The sequence below is a fragment of the Noviherbaspirillum autotrophicum genome, assembly GCF_000818395.1.
Classification (GTDB): domain Bacteria; phylum Pseudomonadota; class Gammaproteobacteria; order Burkholderiales; family Burkholderiaceae_D; genus Noviherbaspirillum; species Noviherbaspirillum autotrophicum.
Genome location: NZ_JWJG01000028.1, coordinates 4,304,632 through 4,325,489 on the forward strand (window position 1 = coordinate 4,304,632; position 20,858 = coordinate 4,325,489).

Genomic DNA, 20,858 nt, shown 5'->3' on the forward strand with positions numbered 1-20,858 from the left:
ATGGCGCCGAGGGAAAACGCAGGACTGTCACTCGAAACGCTTCCCTTCCTGCGCCATCTTCACCAGGATATCGGCCGGCGCAAAATACTCTCCGAACCGCTCTGCCAGGTCCTTCGCGCGGCGCACGAAGTGATCCACGCCATAGGCATTGATGTACTGTAGCGCGCCGCCCTGGAAGGGCGCGAAGCCCCAGCCGAAGATGCTGCCGATGTTGGCGTCCGCGACCGTCAGCACGACGTGCTCTTCGAAGCATTTCGCCGCTTCATTGGCTTGCACGAACATCAGGCGCTCGATCAAGTCCTTTTGCGGCAGCTGCCGCTCGGCCAGCGGAAATGCGTCGCGCAAGCCGGCCCACAGCTGCTTGGGCTGACCCTGCGGATAGTCGTAAAAACCCTTGCCCGTCTTCTTGCCGGGACGATCCAGCTCGCACACCATCTTGCGCAGGCCAGCCGCCGCCGGATGCGCGACGAGCGGCTTGCCTTCCGCTTCGAAATCCTTGCGCGTTTGTTCCATGATGTGCCAGGACAGCGACAGGCTCACCTCGTCGTGCAATGCGAGCGGGCCGACCGGCATGCCAGCTTGCAGCCCCGCCATTTCGATGGCGCGCGGATGCTGCCCGTCCATCAACAGCTTCAAGCCTTCCATCACGTAGGTGCCAAACACGCGCGAGGTATAGAAGCCGCGCGCGTCGTTGACCACGATCGGCGTCTTTCTGATCTGCTGCACGTAGTCGAAGCCGCGCGCCAGCGTCTCCTGGCTGGTCTTTTCGCCGACGATGATTTCGACCAGCGGCATCTTGTCGACCGGCGAGAAGAAATGCAGGCCGATGAAGTTGGCCGGGCGCACGCTGGCCTGCGCCAATCCGGTGATCGGCAGCGTCGAGGTGTTGGAGGCGAACACCGCGTCGGCAGCAAGGACCGCCTCGGTCTTCTTCGTCATGTCGGCCTTGATCTGGCGGTCCTCGAACACCGCTTCGATCACCAGGTCGCAGCCGGCGAGGTCTTCCACATTGGCGGTAGTCGCGATCCGCGCCAGCAGCGCCTGCTTTCCTTCCGTGGTTTCGCGCCCGCGCTTGATGGCCTTGTCCAGGAGGCCGGCGGAATACGCCTTGCCCTTTTCCGCATGCTCGACATTCACATCGAGCAGCACCACGTCGATGCCCGCCTTGGCGGATACATAGGCGATGCCCGCGCCCATCATGCCGGCGCCGAGGATGCCGACCTTGTTGACGGTCGATTTCGGCACGCCTTGCGGGCGCGACTTGCCCTTGTTGATCGCATTGAGCTGGAACCACATGGTGCCGATCATATTCTTCGCCTCTTGCGACAGCGCGCCGTTGGCGAAGTAGCGCGATTCGACTTCGCAGGCGGTATCGAAATCGACGATGCCGCCTTCGAACACGCAGCTCATGATGTTGGTCGCGGCCGGGTAGTTGCCGAAGGTTTTGGCGCTGGCCATCGACGGCGCGATCGACCACAGCTGCGCATTGGCCGGGCTCTTCGAGTCGCCGCCAGGCCAGCGGAATTTCTTGTCGTCCCACGGCTGCACGGCTTGCGGATTGGCCAGGCACCACGCCTTGGCTTTCGCCATCATCTCGTCGCGGTCGGTGGCCAGCTCGTGCAGGATGCCCTGCTGTTTCGCCTGCTCGGCGCGCAGTTCCTTGCCTTCCAATAGCAGCGGCAAGGCCGGCTGGATGCCGATCAGGCGCGCCAGGCGCTGGGTGCCGCCGCCGCCGGGCAACAGGCCGAGTTTTACTTCCGGCAGGCCGAACTTGGCTTTCGGATTGTTGAGCGCGATGCGGTGATGGCAGGCCAGCGCCAGCTCCAGCCCGCCGCCCAGCGCCGTGCCGTTCAAGGCTGCGACCACCGGGCGGCCGCAGCGCTCCAGGCGGCGCAGCATCGACTTGAATTCCTGCGCCAGATTGAATGCCTGCTGCGGCTCGGTGATCTGGTACAGCTTGTCGATGTCGGCGCCGGCCAGGAATTCCTTCTTGCCGGAAGTGATGATGATGCCTTTGATGCTCTTGTCCGCATCGATTGCCGCAATCGCTTGCGCGAACGGCCCGGTCAATTCATCGTTGAGCACGTTCATCGATCGGCCCGGCATGTCGATCGTCAGGGTGACGATGTCGTCGGCGTCTTTTTGAAAATGTATGCACATGGTGTCGGTTCCGTCGAAGAAGTTAAACGCGCTCGATGATGGTGGCAATGCCCATGCCGCCGCCGACGCACAGCGAGATCAGCGCGGTCGAGCCGCCGGTGCGCTCCAGTTCGTCGAGCGCGGTGCCGAGGATGATGGCGCCGGTAGCGCCCAGCGGGTGGCCCATGGCGATCGAGCCGCCGTTGACGTTGATGCGCGCCTCGTCGATGTCGAGCTCGCGCGCGGCGCGCATCACCACGGCGGCGAACGCTTCATTGATTTCGAACAGGTCGATGTCCTGCGCCGTCATGCCGGCCTTGGCCAGCGCCTTGCGCGACGCGGGCGCAATTCCGGTCAGCATGATGGTCGGCTCCGATCCGGTGACGGCGGTCGCCACGATGCGCGCGCGCGGCTTGATGCCCAGCCGTTCGCCAATGGCGCGGCTGCCCACCAGCGTGAGCGCGGCGCCGTCGACGATGGCGGACGAATTGCCGGCGTGGTGCACGTGGTTGATGGCCTCGACGGTGGTGTACTTGCGCAGCGCAGTGGCGTCGAATCCCATCTGCCCCATCTGCGCAAACGACGGTTGCAATCCGGCCAGCGTGTCGACGGTGGTGTCGGCGCGGATGGTTTCATCATGGTCGAGCACCACCATGCCGTTCAAATCCTTGACGGGGACAAGCGACTTCGCGAAGCGCCCTTCGGCGCGGGCGCGTGCCGCATTCTGTTGCGAGCGCACCGCAAAGCGGTCGACGTCGGTTCTGCTAAAGCCTTCGAGCGTGGCAATCAGGTCGGCGCCGATGCCCTGCGGCGCAAAGCCGGTCATCTGGTTGACGCGCGGGTCCATGAACCAGGCGCCGCCGTCGGAACCCATGGACCAGCGCGACATGCTTTCGACGCCGCCGGCGACGACCAGCTGTTCCTGGCCGGACATGACTTTCATTGCCGCCAGATTGATCGATTCCAGGCCCGACGCGCAAAAGCGCGATTGCGTCACGCCCGGCACCGCCTGGTCCCAGCCGGCGTACAGCACTGCCGTGCGCGCGATGTCGGCGCCCTGTTCGCCCACGGGCGTGACGCACCCGAGCACGACGTCGTCGACCAGCGCGGTGTCAAGTTGATTGCGTTGCTGCAAAGCTTGCAGCAGGTTGCCGAGCAAATGCACCGGCGTGACCTGGTGCAGGCTGCCATCCTTCTTGCCCTTACCGCGCGGCGTGCGCACGGTGTCGTAAATATAGGCTTCCGTCATGTCCACTCCAACCTGGTTTTATGTGTAAGATTCGTTACTTCGTCTTTCCTCATATCGAAAGACGAATAGCACTGGTTAAGCTATACGATCGGCTCTCGTCCGGTCAACAGACGTTTCATTCTAAACGTGTGTGCCACTATAATTGGTAAAAATAATTACACATTGAGGAAAGCAAGTGGCTTCAGAAAAAAAACGGGATGTGCTCGATCTGGCGCTGCTCGATGCCGGCATTCGCACGCGCATCGAGGAGGCCGTATTGCGGCTGTTTTCCGAGCGCGAATTCCATCGCGTCGGGTTCGGCGAAATCGCCGCCGCCGCCAATGTGTCGCTGCAGACCATCTACAAGTATTACGAGAGCAAGGAAGCCTTGCTGTACTCTTGCCTCGACACTTGGCTGGGCATCCTGGCCTTGCGCATGGTGGACCACTTGCAGGGCATCGAAACCTACCAGGACAAGCTGCGCAAGGTGTTCTGGGTGGTGCTCGATTTCTTCGACCATCACCCGAAGGTCGCGCAGCTGATCATGAGTTCGGTCTACCTGAACACCTGGAGCCGCAACCAGACTTTCCGTCAGCCGCGCCTGATGGGCGGGCTGATGCAGACGCTGGCCGAAGGGCGCGCGCAAGGCATCCTGACCGACGAAGTCGATGAAAAGGTGCTGCTTGACTACTTCCTCGGCGTCATGGAGCGCCTGGTGCACATGCATATCATGCGCGGCGAGCAGGAGCCACTGGCGGCCAAGGCCAATGTGCTGTTCAAGATGCTGTGGCGCGCCATTGCGAAGCCAGCCTGAGCCAGGGGCGAGGCGCGGGTGAAAAAAATGCCCGCGAACCGGAGGGCTCGCGGGCAAAGTCCAATCCAGGAGGCGGATGGAGGAGACAAAATTGCGTTCTCACAGAGAGATGCATCCCTATAAGCAATTACCGGGCCACCTCTTTTTTGCGCTGGCTTCGGGAAAAATGTATATCAAATGCCCGTTTGCGGCGGCCCTCAGCGTGCTTGCCGCTGTTTGCCTGTGGTTGCTTTCCTGAAATCTGGACATGTCTTCCCGAAATCGGGAAGGCCATAATCGAATTGCATTGCTGATGGCCTAGGCCGGGCCGGGTGGCGCCCCCAGCATCGTCGCATTCTGCGTTGGCATGTTGCTCATGCGCGCGCCGAACACCATCTCGGTCATCCAGTTCGTCAGCAGCGCGGTATAGGCGCGCTGGCCCGGCTCCTCGGTCAAGCCGTGATCGGCGCCCTTAATGACGCGGTACGTCAGCGAATGCGCCTGACCGCAGGCGTCCAGATAGCTGGAAATGACCGCATGCGGGATCACGTGGTCGAATTCGGATTCGATCACCAGCACGTCTCCTGCGAAAGCGGCGCATGCGCGCAGCGCGCGGTTCTGCTGCGTCGGCACCGGGCTGCGCCGGTAAGCCACGAGATCCTGATCTTGGTGCAGCTGGCGCTTGGGCGCCTCCCACTCGCTGTCCTTGTACAGCGCCGGTACGCGCAGCGCCAGCCATTTCACCGGCCGCAGCGTGGTCAGGATGGCGGCCAGGTAGCCGCCGTAGCTGCTGCCGACGACTGCGATTGCGGCCGGGTCGACCATCCGGTGGCTGGACAGCACGTCGTAGGCCGCCAGTACGTCGCGCAGATTACTTTCGCGCGACACCGTTTCATGCTGCGCATTGGTGCTGCCATGACCGCGCAAATCGAAGGTCATGCACACGCAGCCGAGTGCCGCGATTTCGTGCGCGCGCGCCAGGTACTGCTCCTGACTGCCGCCCCAGCCGTGCACGAACAGCACGCCCGGGATGCGCGTGGCCGGCGTCACGAGCGTGCCGGCGATCTGGCCGTCGTCGACGGCGATATGGATTTTGTCGTCACGGGTCGGCATGCGGCGCGAGCGTCGAATATTTGGTGATCGGGCCAGCGCGTTCGTCCACGCCCTGGAAGTGAAGAATCGCATTGGCCGGCACGTGCGCGTCCGCGCCGTAGATTTCCATGGTCGAGGCGCGCACCGCATCGAGCGCCGCATCGGCCCGGAACGCGGCCAGCGCCGCCACCTCCGCGCCGCTGGCGCCGCCGATGCGCCAGGACTGCTCCAGCACGCCCGAGTAGCGCCGCCCCGCCTCGTCGCAGCCCTGCGCCACATCGTAATTGCAGCGCGAAGCGAACATGCCGGGATAGGCTTGCAGCACCGCCGCATGGTAGGCGCGCGCCTGCGCGATGGCTTCCAGCGCGGCTGGCGCCAGCGCCAGCCGCAACAGCGCGTCGAAATCGCCGCGCGCCACCACCAGGTCGGAGCCGCCGTACACTTCTTCGCCGGCATTATTCGTGGTCAGCCGCTGCGTTCCGCAATAAGTCGCCAACAGGTCGCCCACGCGCACCTGCCCCACCGAGAGCGTCTCCACCTGCGCCAGGTTGCACTCGCATACTAGGCCGTCGCGCGCCACCTCCTGCGCATCGAGCGCCTGCAGGCACGCGTCGAGCTCGGCGGAATCGGCAACCACCCATTGCCCGAGGCCGCCGATGCCGCTGGCCATCTTCACGCGCAGCGCGCCATGCCGCAGCAGGGCCATGCCGGCGTCGCGCGCATCGTCGATCGAGAATGCCGAGTAGCCCGGCAACACCACATCCCGCACGCGCTGCGCGAGCTCGAACGACCAGCCGGGTGGTGCCTTCGCGCCGGATGCGGGCAGCGCATGCGTGATGGTCTTGGTGGCGATGAAGGGATACGGCACCACGCCGCCGAACAGGTGCTGTTCGGCGTGGATGCCGAGCGTGCGCGCCGATGCGAGCGTGACGAAGGTATCGCTCGGCACGAAATACAGCGGGCCGGCATACGCGCACGAGGCATCGAACAGCCCGCCGTAAGCGAAGCCCTTGATCGCCGCGAGCTGCCGGGCGATCTCGCAATAGGTGGCATTCTCGTGGTCGCACGGGCTGCGCTGCGCATTGCCGGAATAAACCACCACCGTTCCGCCATCCTCCGGCCTCTCGCCGGAGCGATTGGCCTGCCATCGTTCGGCCGCGGGCACCATACCGTCCCCTTTGCTTCCTGTCGACTATAAATGTTGCCGCTGCACACTCTATGCGCTTGCCCATCCGGCACGGCGTGCTGCGGCACTCCTGTTAGAAGCAAAAATTACGCCGCAAGCGGCATGGCCGCGCAAACTCTTTCCGCAGCGTATTCTTTTGCGTGATCAAGCACAAAGGCGTTCACGTTTGGCATGTTTTGTGCCTGATCGTCTCCTATAGTGGCTGCTTGTTCATCGACTCTCCCGATCCCATGCCGTCATCCAACAAATCCAACCCTTTTCGCGTGTTATCGCTGTCTGGCGGCGGCTATCTCGGCCTGTACAGTGCCTGCGTGCTGGAAGAACTGGAAGCGCGCGTCGGCGAGCCGCTCGGGCGGCGCTTCGACTTGATTGCAGGAACATCGATCGGCGGCATCCTGGCGCTCGCGCTCGCCTATGAAGTGCCGATGACGGCTTTGAAGAATTTATTTCTGGAGCATGGGCAGGAAATTTTTCCATTTTCCGGGCATCCCACCGGCGCCATCAGCCGCGTGCTCGACATGGCGCGTTCCGCGCTCGGCCCCAAGTACAGCGGCGATGCATTGCGCGCCGCCTTGACCCGGCAGCTGGGCGAGCAGACGCTGGCGCAGGCCAAGCACAATGTCGTCATTCCCGCTGTTAATGTGAGCAACGGACGCACCAAGGTATTCAAGACGCCGCACGGCAAGAGTTCGCTGGCCGATGGCGAGTTGCTGGCGGTCGATGTGGCGATGGCCACTTGTGCTGCGCCCGGCTATTTCCCGTCGGTGCGCATCCGCGACGAAGTGTTTGCCGACGGCGGCGTGTATGCGACCGCGCCGGACCAGATCGCGCTGCACGAAGCCGAGCACTACCTGGGCGTCGAGCGCGACACTGTGCGCATGCTCTCGATCGGCACGGCCACCGCCGGCTACGTGCCGCGCGAAGAGGTGTCGGAAGAGGCCAGCGCCATCGCCTGGCTGTCGGAGGGGCGCCTGGTGCTCACCCTGATTTCGGTGCAGCAGCAGCACGTCAAGGCGATGATGGAAAACAAGCTGGGCGATCGCTTCCTGCGGCTGGATGCTGCCTGGCAGGAAGGCTCGGGACTCGGCCTGGACGTCGCCACCGACGACGCGACCAACACGCTCATGCGGCAGGCGCGCCAGACCATGCGCGTGGTCGACACCAAGGTGCTGGATACCTTTCTGTCGTGACAGGGTAGCGCGGCGCCGCGGGAGAATTTGCGAATACAAAGCAAGTCAGGCGCAGCGCGGACAGGAACGTTTGTAAAAAGGGGAGCAACGTGGATGCGATTGCCATCACCATCACGATCCATTTGATCGGCGCGCTGTGCGCCGGCGGCATCATCGGGCTGGAGCGCAGCTATCATGGGCGGCCCGCCGGCTTTCGCACGCATGCGCTGGTGTGCTTGGCGTCGAGCCTGCTGATGCTGGTGACGCTGTTTCAGTCGACCTGGCTGCCCGGATCCGGCACCGACACCATCCGCACCGATCCGACGCGCATGGCGCAGGGCATCATGACCGGCATCGGCTTTCTTGGCGCCGGCGTGATTTTTAAAGAAGGTTTCAGCGTGCGCGGCCTGACCACCGCGGCATCGATCTGGATCACCGCCGCCATCGGCATCATGATCGGCATCGGCTTCTACTTTCCGGCCGTGCTGGTCACGGCGCTCACGCTCGGCATCCTGTCGCTGTTTCGCAAGATCGAATCGTGGATGCCGTCGCAGTCCTATGCGCACCACTACCTGCGGTTCGACCGCGACAACGTGCTGCCCGAGAGCGAGGTCAGGAAGATCATGGCGGAGCACGGCTTTAACGTCGCCAACATGAGCTACCGCATCACCGACGACGGCCAGTGCTTCGAATACCGGATGATCCTGCGCTCGTCCGACCCGCGCCACATCGCCGCGCTGTCGGCCTATCTGCTCAGCCACAAAGAGGTGAAGACCTTCCAGCTCTCGCCGACCGGAGACTAGCTGGCATTCCTGCCTCGGTGAATGTTGCCCCGAATTACGGCCGTCCGCCTTCCCGCCGCGCGCACTGCGCAACTTACCGCGCTGCGGGCGGTCCTTCTTCCATGCGACACTTCCGCTTTGTTTCGCCTGACGGCCCGCACGATGACCTCTTCACTTTCGCAATCTTCCCCCGCCCCTACTGACAAAAACGAGTCCATCGCGCCGGAACTGCATGCGCAGGCGCTGGGCGCCGAGCTGGTCAAGCTGGAGGGGCGCGTCTTCCTGCGCTTTTCCGGCGTGGCGCATGCCGGCGGCCTGCGCGTGCCGTATGACCTGGTGCCGAGCAAGGGCGTGCTGGCCAAGCCGGGCAAGTGGCGCAAGATGGCGCAAGACGAGCAGCTGCAGCTGATCTCGGAGCGCGCCCACCCCGCCGCGCAGGAACAATTGCAGCGCCAGGTTGCCGCCTTCGCCGCCGACATGCACGCGCGCGCCGACGATGCCGGGCTCGACGCCCTGCCTTTTTTGCGCACACTGGCGGGCAAGGACACGTCCGATCCGGCCGAATACGTGTTCGAGCGCATCGAGCAGCGCCTGGCGCATGCGATCGAGCGGCAGAACGAGGAGCGGCACGCGGCGCTGACCAAGGAAAGCATCAACCTGGCCGAGTATCCGGCCTCGTTCGAGCTGGCGTATCGCCTGCCGCGCCGCTTCATCGCATTGCTCGGGCCGACCAATTCCGGCAAGACGCATCAGGCGATGGAAGCGCTCGCCAAGGCCAGGACCGGCGTCTATCTGGCGCCCTTGCGCCTGCTGGCGCTGGAAAACTACGAGCGGCTGCAGGAGCCGCGCCCGCACGGCGAGCCGCTGAAGGTCAGTCTCGTCACGGGCGAGGAGCGCCGCATCGTCGAAGGCGCCACGCATGTGGCCAGCACCGTCGAGATGCTCGACACCAAACGCAAGGTCGATGTTGCCGTGATCGATGAAATCCAGATGCTGGGCGACCGCGACCGCGGCGCCGCCTGGACTGCCGCCGTGTGCGGCGCGCCCGCCACCGTGGTCTACCTGGTCGGCGCGTTGGAAGCGCGGCGCGCCATCGAAGCGCTGGCCGAGCGGCTGGAGTGCCCGCTCGAAGTGCATGTCTTGAAGCGCAAGGCACCGCTGACGGTCGAGCCGGCACCGGTGCGCAAGCTGCGCAACCTGCGGCGCGGCGACGCCGTCATCGCCTTTTCGCGGCGCGAGGTGCTGATGTGGCGCGACATGATCACCGAGCAGGGCTTTTCGGTGGCCACCGTCTACGGCAACCTGTCGCCCGAGGTGCGGCGAGCGCAGGCGGCGCGCTTTCGCAACCGGGAAGCCGACATCGTGGTCGGCACCGACGCCATCGCCATGGGCCTGAACCTGCCGATCGAGCGCGTGGTGATGACCACGGCCGTCAAGTTCAACGGCGTCGAGGAGGAGGAACTGGCGGCCGCGCTGGCCAAGCAGATCGCCGGGCGGGCCGGGCGTTTCGGCGTGCACGAGGAAGGCTTCGTCGCCGGCTTCGACGACGATACCCATTACGTCATGCGCGCCTTGTTGAAGGAAAAGATCGCCCCGGTCGCCGCTGCCGGCTTTTCGGTCGCGCCCACGCTGGAGCATCTGCACCGGATCGCGGCGGTGACCGGGGAACAGGCGCTGGCCAAGCTGTTCAAACGCTTCGTGTACAACATCGATGTGCCGGACGGCTTCTTTTTCCCGAGCATTACCGAAGAGCAGCTGGAGCGTGCCGTCTGGCTCGATACCCTGCCGCTGTCGGTGGCCGAAAAGTTCACCCTGTCGCTGGTGCCGATTTCCACCAAGGTGCCTTCCCTGCACCAGGCGTGGCTGGACTGGGCGCATGCGCTGGCCAAGCGGAAGATCTGGGCACTGCGCCACGAAGCGGGCAGCCTGTCGCGCCAAAACCTGCAGGAAGTGGAGGATACCTGCCGCATGTACTCGGCCTATGCCTGGCTGAGCTACCGCTGCCCGGAGTTCTTTCCCAGCGGCGAGGTCGCGCAGGAACTGGCGCGCGAGGCTTCCGAGCGGGTCGATGCGATCCTGCGGGCGCACAATGCAGCCCTGCGCAAGCGGCGCGGCAGCAGGATTGCGTGAAATGCTATTTGGTAATAAACCCAGCCTATCATGCTCATTGAAACTATAGATTTCACATATAAATGAGTTTTCGTTATGATGCAGTTACCAACTTTTTCACCCTGAGTCATCAACCGATTCACTTCATGGAGCGAGTAACGCTATGTCACTGATTAACACGCAAGTCAAACCGTTCAACGCCACCGCTTACCAAAACGGCAAGTTTTTCCCGGTGTCGGATGCCGATCTGAAAGGCAAATGGTCCGTCGTGGTGTTTTACCCGGCCGACTTCACCTTCGTCTGCCCGACCGAACTGGGCGACTTGGCTGACAACTACGACACCTTCAAGTCGCTGGGCGTGGAAATCTACGCCGTGTCGACCGACACCCACTTCACCCACAAGGCATGGGCTGACACGTCCGACACGATCAAGAAGATCAAGTACCCGATGATCGGCGACCCGACCGGCGCGATTACCCGCAACTTCGACGTGATGATCGAGGAAGAAGGTCTGGCGCTGCGCGGCACGTTCGTGATCAATCCGGAAGGCCAGATCAAGCTGTGCGAAATCCACGACAACGGCATCGGCCGCGACGCCAAGGAACTGCTGCGCAAGGTGCAGGCAGCCCAGTACGTCGCATCGCACCCGGGTGAAGTGTGCCCGGCCAAGTGGACCCCGGGCGAGAAGACCCTGGCTCCGTCGCTCGACCTGGTCGGCAAGATCTAACTCTGCAAGACGCGCGTCACGTGTCGTGGCGCGCCCGTTCCCCGGACGCTGTCGGCGTCCGGCGGAAGTACCACTCCCCGATCGGCCCGATTCGATCCGGCAGCACTAGGCTGATCCGGCGGTGGCACTGTTGCCTCGAATTTCTTCAACCCATTTTCAAAGCGAGCCCATCATGTTGGACGATACCCTCAAGACCCAACTGAAAGCCTACCTCGACAAGATCACCCATCCGATCGAGATCATCGCGACGCTGGACGAAAGCGACGCATCGCGCGACATGGCCGCGCTCCTGCACGACATCGACGCGCTGTCGGACAGCATCACGCTGGCCATGGATGGCACGGATGCGCGCGCGCCGTCGTTTTCGCTGAACCGCGTGGGCGCCAATATCGACATCCGCTTCGCCGGCATCCCGATGGGCCACGAGTTCACCTCGCTGGTGCTGGCGCTGTTGCAGGTCGGCGGCCACCCGCCCAAGGTCGACGCCGACGTGCTCGAACATATCCGCAGCCTGCCGGGCCAATACCGCTTCGAAACCTATATCTCGCTGTCTTGCCAGAACTGCCCGGAAGTGGTGCAGGCCTTGAATCTGATGGCGGTGGTCAATCCCAATATCAGCCATGTGATGATCGACGGCGCCCTGTTCCAGGATGAAGTCGCCAAGCGCCAGATCATGGCGGTGCCAACCGTGTTCCTGAACGGCGAAACCTTCGGCCAGGGCCGCATGAGCGTCGAGGAAATCGTTGCCAAGCTCGATTCGGGAGCCGCCCAGCGCGAAGCCGACAAGCTCGCGCAAAAGGACGTGTTCGACATGCTGGTCGTCGGCGGCGGCCCGGCCGGTGCCGCCGCGGCCATCTATTCGGCACGCAAGGGCATCCGTACCGGCGTGGTGTCCGAGCGCTTCGGCGGCCAGGTATTGGACACCATGGGCATCGAAAACTTCATCTCGGTGAAGGAAACCGAAGGGCCGAAACTGGCGGCCGCGCTGGAGCAGCACGTCAAGAGCTATGACGTCGACGTGATGAACATGCAGCGCGCGGCCGCCCTGGTGCCGGGCGACCTCATCGAGGTCAAGCTCGCCAGCGGCGCTTCCCTGAAGGCGAAAACCGTGGTGCTGGCCACCGGCGCGCGCTGGCGCGAACTGAACGTGCCGGGCGAGCAGCAATACCGCAACCGCGGCGTGGCCTACTGCCCGCACTGCGACGGCCCGCTGTTCAAGGGCAAGCGCGTGGCGGTGGTCGGCGGCGGCAACTCGGGCGTGGAAGCGGCGATCGACCTGGCCGGCATCGTGGCGCATGTCACGCTGCTGGAATACGACAGCCAGCTGCGCGCTGACGCCGTGCTGCAGCGCAAGCTCTACAGCCTGCCAAATGTGACCGTCATCACCAGCGCCCAGACCACCGAAGTCACCGGCGACGGCAGCAAGGTCAACGGCATGCGCTACACCGACCGCGCCAGCGGCGAGTCGAGGCACATCGCGCTGGAAGGCATCTTCGTGCAGATCGGTTTGCTGCCCAACACCGACTGGTTGAAAGGGACTGTCGCATTGAGCAACCGCGGCGAAATCGAAATCGATGCGCGTGGCCAGACCTCGGTGCCGGGCGTGTTCGCTGCGGGCGACGCCACCACGGTGCCGTACAAGCAGATCGTCATCGCGATGGGAGAAGGTTCCAAGGCGGCGCTCTCGGCTTTCGACCACCTGATCCGCACGTCCGCCCCGGCCGAAGAAAAGGCAGCGATCGCCGCCTGATATTCGTTGCTGTGCATCATGAAAAAACGCCGGCCTGACCCGCCGGCGTTTTTGTTTTTGACTACACTGAAATGAAACATCGGTGAAAGGAGCCGGCAAAGCACGCCGCCTGTCCTGCCTCAATACCCCGCCTCCTGCGCCTTGAGCGCTCACAACAAGCCGGCGGGCGCTTGGCGCTATACATGCTCTATTGATGATATGGAGCGATTGAGAATATGGGCCGAGAACTCCCGGATTTTGACGAATTGATGGCGTTCTACCAGCGCGACCCGCAGGGATTCGAGGAATTTCGCCGTCAGGCGCTGCGCGCCGCCGTTGATCGCGCGCCGCTGGCGCATCGGCCTGCACTGGATGGATTGCTCGACCGCATCGAGCTGGCGCGCCAGTCTGCAGAGTCGCCGCTGGAGGCGGCGATCATTGCCTCGCGCATGATGCGCGAATCGGCCGAGCAGCTGATGGACGCCTGGGACGACGTGCAGGAGGAAATTGCCGGCCTGCAGGCGGCGGCCGTGATCGAACGCGCGCGCGGATTGCCGGGGAGGTGATGCGTACCGCCATGTGCTGCGCATACCCTTGCGGCACGTAACGTCCGCGCGCAGCCTGATTCAAGCCGCCGGCGTCACCAGCATCGCCAGCACTGCCGCTGCCATCACCGCCGTGGCGAGCCAGCCCAGCGCCTTGAGCCTGCGCCTGGCCACGAGCTGTCCCATGATGTCGGGGCGGGACACCATCAGCATCATGACCGCCATGATGGGCACGGAAATGACGCCGTTGAGCACGGCGCTCCAATACAGGGCCTTGATCGGATCCAGCGCCGTGAAGCCGAGCGCGACGCCGATCAGCGTGGACAGCACGATGATGCCGTAAAAGCGGGGTGCCATCGCCGGCTTGTCTTCGAGGCTGCTTTCCCACTTGAACGCACCGGCCATGGCATAGGCGGCCGAGCCGGCCAGCACGGGAATGGACAGCAGGCCGGTGCCGATGATGCCCATGCTAAAGAGCAGGAAGGCAAAGTCGCCCGCGATTGGCCGCAGCGCCTCGGCCGCCTGGGATGACGTTGCGATCCCGGTCACGCCATGAGCGTTGAGCGTGGCGGCGCTCGTTAGCATGATGAAAAACGCGACCAGATTGGAAAAGCCCATGCCGATGTAGGTGTCGGTCCGAATGCGGCGAAAGGACACGGCGGCATGAGCCGGATCGTCCTTGAGCGGTTGGGCATGCGGCTTGGCGCGCAGCTCTTCCACTTCCTGCGACGCCTGCCAGAAGAACAGGTAAGGGCTGATGGTGGTGCCGAACACCGCGACCATGGTGGTGATGTAGGCCGGCTGCCATGACAGCGAAGAAGGCAGCGCGGCCGTCACTAGGCGGGACCAGGGCACGTGCACGACGAAGGCGGTGGCGACATAGGCCAGCAGCGCCAGCGTCAGCCATTTCAGGACCCGCACATAACGGCGGTAGGGAATGAACACCTGCAAGACGATGGACAGCAGTCCGAAGCCGATCGCATACACATGCGCCGGTCCGCCCGCGACAAGCTGCACGGCTTCCCCCATGGCGGCCAGATCCGCGCCGATGTTAACCGTATTGGCTATTAGCAATAAGAGGACAATGCCATGGAGCAGCCAGGATGGATAAAAGCGGCGGATGTTGGTCGCCAATCCATGGCCGGTGACGCGGCCGATGTGCGCGCTCACGATTTGCACGCCAGCCATGAGCGGATAGGTGAAGAACAGCGTCCACAGCATGCCGTAGCCGAATTGCGCGCCGGCCTGGGAATAGGTGGCAATGCCGCTGGGATCATCATCGGCTGCGCCGGTGATCAGGCCGGGACCGAGCGCCTTGAGCCAGGAAGGGGCTACCGTGCGGCTTGCGCTTGTATCCGGTGTGACACCCGCATCATGCATCTGGCGTTCTCCTTCAAGAAATTGAAAGTGATGCAAGTTTCGATTGGTTATGTAGAGTATTTGTTCCGGGACAGGTTGCGGAATGGCAGAGGGATCGTATTTATTCCGCTATGGCATGAGGAGGCTGCGCCGCGGGATCGCTCTTTCCGCTGGCTGGTCTAATCCACAGGAGGCAACATGATGTGGTGGGGCGACGGATGGGGGGCGATGACATGGGGCTGGATGGCGCTCATGCACATAGTGTGGGGCGTTCTCATCGTCGGCGGGATGGCGGCCCTGCTCCTCTGGGCGCTGGGCCATCTCTTTCGCCCCTGGCGCGGTGGCGGCGAGGATCGCGCGCTGGAAATCCTGCGCGAACGTTATGCCCGCGGTGAAATTTCCAGGGAAGAGTACGAGGAGCGCAGGAAGGTCTTAAAAGGCTGAGGCGGGCCCGGTGCGTACCGAGGCCCGTTTATTGCGGGCGGCAGGCTTGCTCGACCCGGTTGCGTCCCAGCCGCTTGGCTTGCAGCAGCGCGCCGTCGGCCGCTTCGGTCAGCGCCGCAGCGGTATCGGCGAGCGGATACGACGCGATGCCGGCGCTGAAGCTCGCATACAGCGCACCGCCCGGATGGGCATGCGGCAGTGCGGCAAAGTCGTGCCGGATGCGCTCGATGACCGAGCCGGCCTGTTCCGGGCTGATCGCGGGCAGCGCGATCATGAACTCTTCGCCGCCGTAGCGCCCGATCAAGTCGATCGAGCGCAGGCGCCCCTTCAACAGCCAGGCCAGGCCGCGGATCACCTGGTCGCCCACCGGGTGGCCGTAGGTGTCGTTGATGGCCTTGAAATGGTCGATGTCGATCATCGCCACCGTCAATGCGCCGTCCGCTTCCTCGACCATGTCCTTCAGGCGCGACTTGGCGGCGGTGTGGTTCAGTAGGCCGGTCAGGCCGTCTAGGCGCGTCGAGCGGCGCGATTCGCGAAAGCGCTCGATGCGCGTCTTGACCACGGCGGCCAGGAGCACCGGATTGAACGGCTTCATCAGGAACTGGTCGCCGCCCAGGCGCAGCGCCTCGACCTGCATGCCCACGTCCGATTCGCCCGACAGGTAGACGATGGGCAGCGAACTGTACTGCGCCATCTGGCGCAGCACGCGGGTGGCCTCGACGCCGTTAAAGCGCGGCATGTACATGTCCATCAGGATCAGGTCCGGATGGTAGGACTCCAGCACGTCAAGCAGCTTGCCGGGATCGTTGATCGCCTTGGTGTCGATGCCGTGCTGCGCGAGCGTGCGCTGGATCAGCGCCACCGCCACGCGCGAATCCTCGACCACCAGCACGCGGTACTGTTCCTGCTCGTTGGTCTGCACCAGATCGAGCACGCAATTGAGCACCATCGCCGGCTGGTCCCCGGAAGGGATGGTGACGTCGATGCCGGCGCGCATCAGGTCGACGATTGGCTCGATGGCCGACTGCACGCCGAGATAAACCAGCTGGCTGGCGGGGCATCCTGTGCGCACCGTTGCGATGTACTCGAACTCTTCCGGCCGCGCCTGGTCCTGGGCCGGGATGAACAGCACGGCCAGCGGCTTGTCTTCCTGCGCCTGCACCCCGCCCCACGGCATGGCGCATACCTTGAAGCCGAAGAACTGGAGCTGGGACGACAGCGCCTCGGCCATCTCGCGCTTTTCGGGCGCGGCGATCATCCATACCGAACGCGGCTTGATCCAGTCGATGTCGGTCGCCGTGCTGGCGGCTGCTTCCTGGTCGCGTCGGTCAGTGCTGGGCGCACGCGACGAGGCGACCGAACCGAGCAGGGTGTCGATCTGGCGCTGCAGCGACAGGATGTCCTGCTGCGGGACCGGGTGGGTATGCTGGTTGCCGAGCTTGGCCAGCGCGGCGTTTTCCAGCCCCTCGCACAGGCGCACCAGGCCCGGCAGGCGCAGCCGGTTGAAATACTCCGCCAGGCTGTTGACCGCCACCGCGAATTCGATGAACTGCTCGAACTGGCCATCGGCGACATAGCGCTGCCAGCGCGTGCGCAGCACGTAGAGGCGGTCTTCTGTGGCGGATGGCGATGGCAGGGTCATGGCGCGGGGCGGGAATGGTCGGCGCCATTCTATCAATGAGTTCCGGGCATTGTCACGAAGCAGGACTTGACGCCAGCGCCTGCGGCCGTCATTTGCGGCGCTTTTTCCAGTTGTAGTCGGGGCTGGGGTCGGCCACGCCGGGCGGGCCGACCGAGTGCGGGTTTTCCGAGGCCATGGTGACGAAGCACAGCCGCTCGCCGGCACGCTGCCGCGTGCGCAGCTCTTCCATGAACTTGAGCGCCGATGCCATGTCGTCGGAGTCGAACGACTTGCCATGCGCGACGCTCGCATCCTCCTCGATCACGGTCCAGTACACCATGTACATCAGGGTCTCCATGCAGCAGCAACGCCATGCAATTGGTATTGCCGCCGCGCGAAAAGTTCGCTGACCAGTACTACGCCTTCTTGTCGCGCAGCCGGATCAAGCCTTCCTGCGCCGTCGTCGCCACCAGAACGCCGTCCTGGTTGTACACATGCGCAAAGCACAGGCCGCGCCCGCCCGCCGCGTTCGGGCTGTCCATCGAAAACAGCAGCCACTCGTCCATGCGGAATGGCCGGTGGAACCAGATCGTGTGGTCCAGGCTCGCGATCTGCAGGCGCGGGTCGCCCATCTTGATCCCGTGCGGCTGCAGCGAGGTCCACAGCAAGCCGTAGTCGGACACGTAGGCAAACAGCGTCTCGTGCGTCAGCGCGTCATCCGGCAAGGCCATCGGCGCGCGCGTCCAGACCTGCTTGGTAGTGCCGCTTTGGTGGCCGCCGTAGATGTCGCCGGCATGGTCGGCGCGAAAATCGACCGGCACCGGCTGGAACGGGCGCTTGACCAGGTCGGCATTGTCTTTCCATGCCTTGATGCTCGAAGGCAGCGATTCGGGGGCGGCGGCGGCAGGCATGGCTTTCTGGTGCGACAAGCCCTGTTCCTCGTTCTGGAACGAGATCGAGGTGACGAAAATGCGCCGCCCTTCCTGGTACGCCACCACGCGGCGCGTGGAAAAGCTGCCGCCGTCGCGCACCCGTTCGACTTCGTACTCGATCGGTAGCCGGTGGTTGCCCGGCAGGATGAACAACGAATGCAGCGAGTGCGGGCGGCGCTGCTCGACCGTGACGGAGGCCGCATACAGCGATTGCCCCAGCACCTGGCCGCCGAACACGTTCGGGCTGCCCATGAAATGGCTCTGGCCGCGAAAGCGGTCTTCGCCGATCTGTTCGAGCTTCAGGAGGCGGAGGATTTCTTCAGTGTTGTAGAGCGTGGTGTCCAGCATGATGTGAAAAAGTGAAAATGGTCAGTCCACCTGTTTGGCGGAAGAAAATTGATCGCGCAATTCGCGCTTGAGCACCTTGCCGATCGCGCTGCGCGGCAAGCTCACCGTAATGTCGATGGCGGCCAGCCGCTGGGTCTTGCCCAGGCGTTGATTGGCCCAGTCCAGCAATTGTTCCGCATCGACTGATGCGCCTTGCTTGAGCACCACGAAGGCGACCGGCGTTTCGCCCCAGCGCGACGACGGCACGCCGACGACGGCCGCTTCGGCCACCTCGCCGTGCTGCTGCAGCACGCCTTCCAGGTCGCTCGGATAAATGTTGAAGCCGCCGGAAATGATCATGTCCTTCTTGCGGTCCATCAGCGTCAGGAAGCCGTCTGCATCGAAGCGGCCGATGTCGCCGGTGCGGATGAAGCGCTTGCCGGCCGGATCATACCATTCGGCCTCGGCCGATTTTTCCGGCTGCTTATGGTAGCCCGCCATCATCGCCGGCGAATGGCCGACCACTTCGCCCAGTGCGCCGGGCGGCACTTCCCGGCCGGCGTCGTCGATCAGGCGGATGTCGTGCCCCGGTGCGGGCTTGCCCACCGTGTGCAGCTTGTCGGGATGCTCATGCGCGGTCAGCATGCAGGTGCCGCCGCCTTCGGTCATGCCGTAATACTCGATCAGCCCGCCCGGCCAGCGCTGCAGGATGTCGGCCTTCAGCGCGGCGGAAAACGGCGCGCTGGTGCAGAACTTCATGCGGAGCGACGACAGGTCGTAGCGTGCAAAATCCTCGCGCGCCATGATGCGCTGGTACTGTACCGGCACCAGCATCGTATGCGTGACGCGATGCTTTTCGGCCAGCGCGAGATAGGCGCCGGCGTCGAATTTCGCCATCAACACCACGCTGCCACCCAGACCGATGGTCGGGAAAAAACTCACCAGCGTGGTATTGGAATACAACGGCGTCGCAATCAGCGTGACTGCGTCCGGGCCATAGCCGTTGCTGCGGCCGCGCTGTACATGCGTCCAGCGCATCGAATGCGGCTGCACGATGCCCTTGGGCGCACCGGTGGTGCCGGAGGAATAGATGATGTTGAACGGCCAGTCCGGCTCGATGTCGACGGCAGCCGGCGCCGTGCCCGGCGCGGCCAGCCAGTGCGCGAATGCCTGCCCGGCGGTGCTGTCGTCGAGCGTGACGGGCGTCGCCGGCATCGCGGCGCGCACCGGTTTCAACGCCTGCGCCACGGTCTGATCGAGAAACAGCAGGCGCGCGCCGGCGTCTGCCGTCATGTCGGCCAGGCTTTGCGCGGACGATGACGGCGCCAGCGGCGCGACCGCCACGCCGGCGCGCAGGCTGCCGAGGAATAGCGCTGCATAGGCAATCGAGCTTGCCGCGCAGATGGCGATGGTCTGGCCCGGCCCCACGCCGTCGCGCTGCAAGGCCGCCGCCACGCGGTCCATCAGCGCGTCGAGCTCGGCGTACGTGAGCGCCGCACCATCCTGGCGCAGCGCGCACCGCTCTGGGCTGGCGGCCGCGTGCAGGCGGATCAGGTGCGGGATCGTGTTGAAGTTTGCTTCAAGCGCTTTGTCGATGCGCGTTGGTTCAGCACCCATGCGAAGTCATAGCCCCTGGAAAGTGTCGAAGGTCGCGCCGCGGCGGCATGACGTGCCGCGCGGCGCCCATGGACCTAATACTAGTCCAGTTTCGCTATTTTCGTACGATCGTGCGTAAAATTTCCATGGGGAACTTATTTGGGGCAGACGCCGGTACAGGCATCAGGGCAGCGCGCTACTGTCGATGCGCTGGAAGTAATCGTTTTCCATCTTGTGCAGCGGCAGGGAATGCAGCGCCGTGTCGAAGGCTTGCTGCATGGCACGCCCTTCTGCCGTCTTCTGGAAACAGACATGCAGGGATAGCTCGGCCAGCGGCCGTTCGTGAAACACGATGCGGTCGCGCTGCTTGGCCAGTGTCGGCTCGGTCGCCAGCAGGTAACGCAGCACCAGCTTGTCGATCACGACCGTGTCGACCCGGTGCGCCAGCAGCTTGCGCAGGTTTAGCGTGTCGCTGGGCGATGCATCGACCGTCAGCTTGTGCTGCCGCACCCACTCGTCGAAGGATGGGCCGTTGGAAAAGCCGGCGACGACGGCAATGGTGCGCGTGGTGAGGTCTTGCAGCGACTGCCATTGCAGCGGTGCACTTTTCAGGTAGGCAAATCCGATCGTGCTGCTGCCGATCGAGGAGGAAAAATAGCACTTCTGCGCCCGCTCTTTCGTGTAATACGCGGGGAAATAGCCGGCGTACTGCGCGTCTTTCATGCCGAGCTGCATGGCGCGCGTCCAGGGAAAGTACTCGACCTCGGCGCGATAGCCGAAGCGCTTGGCGGCGCTCTCGACCACATAGGAAGACCAGCCTTCGTGCGCCAGGGCGGCGCCGGTATAGGGCAGCCATTCCAGGGTTGCCAGGCGCATGACCGGGCTCCCCTCGGCGGCATGTGCCTGTCCCAGCAGGCACAGCGACAGTAACAGGGCGAACTTGCGGTTCATTGGTTTTGCTTCATCGGCATGACACATAGACAAATGAGTATCCCATATTTATGGGATAGGGAAGGCATGGTAATTCAAACAATATTCGCATTGGTGAATTGATGACTTCGCGGGCGTATTTTTTCTTCG

19 protein-coding genes are annotated in these 20,858 nt (G+C 63.9%); 9 read left to right on the forward strand and 10 right to left on the reverse strand.

The window, feature by feature from the left end:
- Nucleotides 1-27: 27 nt before the first annotated feature.
- Nucleotides 28-2,160 (reverse strand): 3-hydroxyacyl-CoA dehydrogenase NAD-binding domain-containing protein, encoded by a 2,133-nt coding sequence (locus TSA66_RS21265; RefSeq protein ID WP_052452494.1) that lies wholly within the window; start codon nucleotides 2,158-2,160, stop codon nucleotides 28-30.
- 22 nt (nucleotides 2,161-2,182) lie between these two features.
- Nucleotides 2,183-3,388, reverse strand: a complete 1,206-nt coding sequence (locus TSA66_RS21270) for an acetyl-CoA C-acetyltransferase (protein ID WP_040041426.1) — start codon at nucleotides 3,386-3,388, stop codon at nucleotides 2,183-2,185.
- Between the two features lie 175 nt (nucleotides 3,389-3,563).
- On the opposite strand from TSA66_RS21270, the gene TSA66_RS21275 reads away from it, so the two are divergent.
- Nucleotides 3,564-4,181, forward strand: a complete 618-nt coding sequence (locus tag TSA66_RS21275; RefSeq protein ID WP_232429510.1) for a TetR/AcrR family transcriptional regulator — start codon at nucleotides 3,564-3,566, stop codon at nucleotides 4,179-4,181.
- Between the two features lie 76 nt (nucleotides 4,182-4,257).
- Nucleotides 4,258-4,419, forward strand: coding sequence for a hypothetical protein (locus TSA66_RS27155; RefSeq protein ID WP_157691743.1), 162 nt, complete (start codon nucleotides 4,258-4,260; stop codon nucleotides 4,417-4,419).
- A 59-nt stretch (nucleotides 4,420-4,478) separates the two neighbouring features.
- Here TSA66_RS27155 and TSA66_RS21280 read toward each other — a convergent pair whose 3' ends face one another.
- Entirely contained in the window at nucleotides 4,479-5,273 is a 795-nt protein-coding gene (locus TSA66_RS21280; RefSeq protein ID WP_052452495.1) for an alpha/beta hydrolase family protein, read from the reverse strand.
- Nucleotides 5,260-6,420, reverse strand: coding sequence for a DUF3182 family protein (locus tag TSA66_RS21285; RefSeq protein ID WP_052452496.1), 1,161 nt, complete (start codon nucleotides 6,418-6,420; stop codon nucleotides 5,260-5,262). The genes TSA66_RS21280 and TSA66_RS21285 overlap by 14 nt, the downstream gene beginning before the upstream one ends.
- Nucleotides 6,421-6,668: 248 nt before the next feature.
- Between TSA66_RS21285 and TSA66_RS21290 the strand changes: the two genes are divergently transcribed.
- The 6 genes from TSA66_RS21290 (at nucleotide 6,669) to TSA66_RS21315 (ending at nucleotide 13,520) form a co-directional block, all read left to right on the forward strand.
- On the forward strand, nucleotides 6,669-7,628 hold the full coding sequence (locus TSA66_RS21290; protein ID WP_052452689.1) for a CBASS cGAMP-activated phospholipase: 960 nt from the start codon (nucleotides 6,669-6,671) through the stop codon (nucleotides 7,626-7,628).
- An 89-nt stretch (nucleotides 7,629-7,717) separates the two neighbouring features.
- Nucleotides 7,718-8,410: an MgtC/SapB family protein gene (locus TSA66_RS21295; RefSeq protein ID WP_040041427.1), complete on the forward strand. Its 693-nt coding sequence runs from the start codon at nucleotides 7,718-7,720 to the stop codon at nucleotides 8,408-8,410.
- A 141-nt stretch (nucleotides 8,411-8,551) separates the two neighbouring features.
- A complete protein-coding gene (locus tag TSA66_RS21300; RefSeq protein ID WP_040042838.1) occupies nucleotides 8,552-10,519 on the forward strand; it encodes a helicase-related protein in 1,968 nt (655 codons plus the stop codon).
- Between the two features lie 142 nt (nucleotides 10,520-10,661).
- A complete protein-coding gene (gene ahpC / locus TSA66_RS21305; RefSeq protein WP_040041428.1) occupies nucleotides 10,662-11,225 on the forward strand; it encodes an alkyl hydroperoxide reductase subunit C in 564 nt (187 codons plus the stop codon).
- Nucleotides 11,226-11,397: 172 nt separating this feature from the next.
- Nucleotides 11,398-12,975, forward strand: coding sequence for an alkyl hydroperoxide reductase subunit F (gene ahpF, locus TSA66_RS21310; protein WP_040041429.1), 1,578 nt, complete (start codon nucleotides 11,398-11,400; stop codon nucleotides 12,973-12,975).
- A gap of 215 nt (nucleotides 12,976-13,190) precedes the next feature.
- Nucleotides 13,191-13,520, forward strand: a complete 330-nt coding sequence (locus tag TSA66_RS21315; RefSeq protein ID WP_040041430.1) for a DUF3135 domain-containing protein — start codon at nucleotides 13,191-13,193, stop codon at nucleotides 13,518-13,520.
- 60 nt (nucleotides 13,521-13,580) lie between these two features.
- Here the strand turns inward: TSA66_RS21315 and TSA66_RS21320 are convergent, their stop codons facing one another.
- The gene (locus TSA66_RS21320; RefSeq protein ID WP_040041431.1) at nucleotides 13,581-14,879 is read right to left on the reverse strand and encodes an NRAMP family divalent metal transporter; all 1,299 of its coding nucleotides are present in this window, start codon (nucleotides 14,877-14,879) and stop codon (nucleotides 13,581-13,583) included.
- Nucleotides 14,880-15,056: 177 nt separating this feature from the next.
- Between TSA66_RS21320 and TSA66_RS21325 the strand changes: the two genes are divergently transcribed.
- A complete protein-coding gene (locus TSA66_RS21325; RefSeq protein ID WP_052452497.1) occupies nucleotides 15,057-15,302 on the forward strand; it encodes an SHOCT domain-containing protein in 246 nt (81 codons plus the stop codon).
- A gap of 28 nt (nucleotides 15,303-15,330) precedes the next feature.
- Here the strand turns inward: TSA66_RS21325 and TSA66_RS21330 are convergent, their stop codons facing one another.
- From TSA66_RS21330 to TSA66_RS21350, 5 genes are all read right to left on the reverse strand, one after another.
- A complete protein-coding gene (locus TSA66_RS21330) occupies nucleotides 15,331-16,944 on the reverse strand; it encodes a GGDEF domain-containing response regulator (RefSeq protein ID WP_040041432.1) in 1,614 nt (537 codons plus the stop codon).
- An 88-nt stretch (nucleotides 16,945-17,032) separates the two neighbouring features.
- The gene (locus TSA66_RS21335) at nucleotides 17,033-17,281 is read right to left on the reverse strand and encodes a hypothetical protein (protein WP_408639492.1); all 249 of its coding nucleotides are present in this window, start codon (nucleotides 17,279-17,281) and stop codon (nucleotides 17,033-17,035) included.
- A gap of 58 nt (nucleotides 17,282-17,339) precedes the next feature.
- Entirely contained in the window at nucleotides 17,340-18,203 is an 864-nt protein-coding gene (locus TSA66_RS21340; protein WP_040041433.1) for an acyl-CoA thioesterase, read from the reverse strand.
- 21 nt (nucleotides 18,204-18,224) lie between these two features.
- Nucleotides 18,225-19,799: a class I adenylate-forming enzyme family protein gene (locus TSA66_RS21345; protein WP_040041434.1), complete on the reverse strand. Its 1,575-nt coding sequence runs from the start codon at nucleotides 19,797-19,799 to the stop codon at nucleotides 18,225-18,227.
- Between the two features lie 162 nt (nucleotides 19,800-19,961).
- Nucleotides 19,962-20,729: a substrate-binding periplasmic protein gene (locus tag TSA66_RS21350; protein WP_052452498.1), complete on the reverse strand. Its 768-nt coding sequence runs from the start codon at nucleotides 20,727-20,729 to the stop codon at nucleotides 19,962-19,964.
- Nucleotides 20,730-20,858: the final 129 nt, after the last annotated feature.

What these genes read in the sequence shown, in the direction of transcription:
- TSA66_RS21265 (WP_052452494.1), bottom strand. Translation starts at nt 2,160, where the DNA reads ATGTGCATACATTTTCAAAAAGACGCCGACGACATCGTCACCCTGACG.
- TSA66_RS21270 (WP_040041426.1), bottom strand. Translation starts at nt 3,388, where the DNA reads ATGACGGAAGCCTATATTTACGACACCGTGCGCACGCCGCGCGGTAAG.
- TSA66_RS27155 (WP_157691743.1), top strand. Translation starts at nt 4,258, where the DNA reads ATGGAGGAGACAAAATTGCGTTCTCACAGAGAGATGCATCCCTATAAG.
- TSA66_RS21280 (WP_052452495.1), bottom strand. Translation starts at nt 5,273, where the DNA reads ATGCCGACCCGTGACGACAAAATCCATATCGCCGTCGACGACGGCCAG.
- TSA66_RS21285 (WP_052452496.1), bottom strand. Translation starts at nt 6,420, where the DNA reads ATGGTGCCCGCGGCCGAACGATGGCAGGCCAATCGCTCCGGCGAGAGG.
- TSA66_RS21290 (WP_052452689.1), top strand. Translation starts at nt 6,669, where the DNA reads ATGCCGTCATCCAACAAATCCAACCCTTTTCGCGTGTTATCGCTGTCT.
- TSA66_RS21300 (WP_040042838.1), top strand. Translation starts at nt 8,552, where the DNA reads ATGACCTCTTCACTTTCGCAATCTTCCCCCGCCCCTACTGACAAAAAC.
- ahpC (WP_040041428.1), top strand. Translation starts at nt 10,662, where the DNA reads ATGTCACTGATTAACACGCAAGTCAAACCGTTCAACGCCACCGCTTAC.
- ahpF (WP_040041429.1), top strand. Translation starts at nt 11,398, where the DNA reads ATGTTGGACGATACCCTCAAGACCCAACTGAAAGCCTACCTCGACAAG.
- TSA66_RS21315 (WP_040041430.1), top strand. Translation starts at nt 13,191, where the DNA reads ATGGGCCGAGAACTCCCGGATTTTGACGAATTGATGGCGTTCTACCAG.
- TSA66_RS21320 (WP_040041431.1), bottom strand. Translation starts at nt 14,879, where the DNA reads ATGCATGATGCGGGTGTCACACCGGATACAAGCGCAAGCCGCACGGTA.
- TSA66_RS21325 (WP_052452497.1), top strand. Translation starts at nt 15,057, where the DNA reads ATGATGTGGTGGGGCGACGGATGGGGGGCGATGACATGGGGCTGGATG.
- TSA66_RS21330 (WP_040041432.1), bottom strand. Translation starts at nt 16,944, where the DNA reads ATGACCCTGCCATCGCCATCCGCCACAGAAGACCGCCTCTACGTGCTG.
- TSA66_RS21335 (WP_408639492.1), bottom strand. Translation starts at nt 17,281, where the DNA reads ATGGAGACCCTGATGTACATGGTGTACTGGACCGTGATCGAGGAGGAT.
- TSA66_RS21340 (WP_040041433.1), bottom strand. Translation starts at nt 18,203, where the DNA reads ATGCTGGACACCACGCTCTACAACACTGAAGAAATCCTCCGCCTCCTG.
- TSA66_RS21345 (WP_040041434.1), bottom strand. Translation starts at nt 19,799, where the DNA reads ATGGGTGCTGAACCAACGCGCATCGACAAAGCGCTTGAAGCAAACTTC.
- TSA66_RS21350 (WP_052452498.1), bottom strand. Translation starts at nt 20,729, where the DNA reads ATGAACCGCAAGTTCGCCCTGTTACTGTCGCTGTGCCTGCTGGGACAG.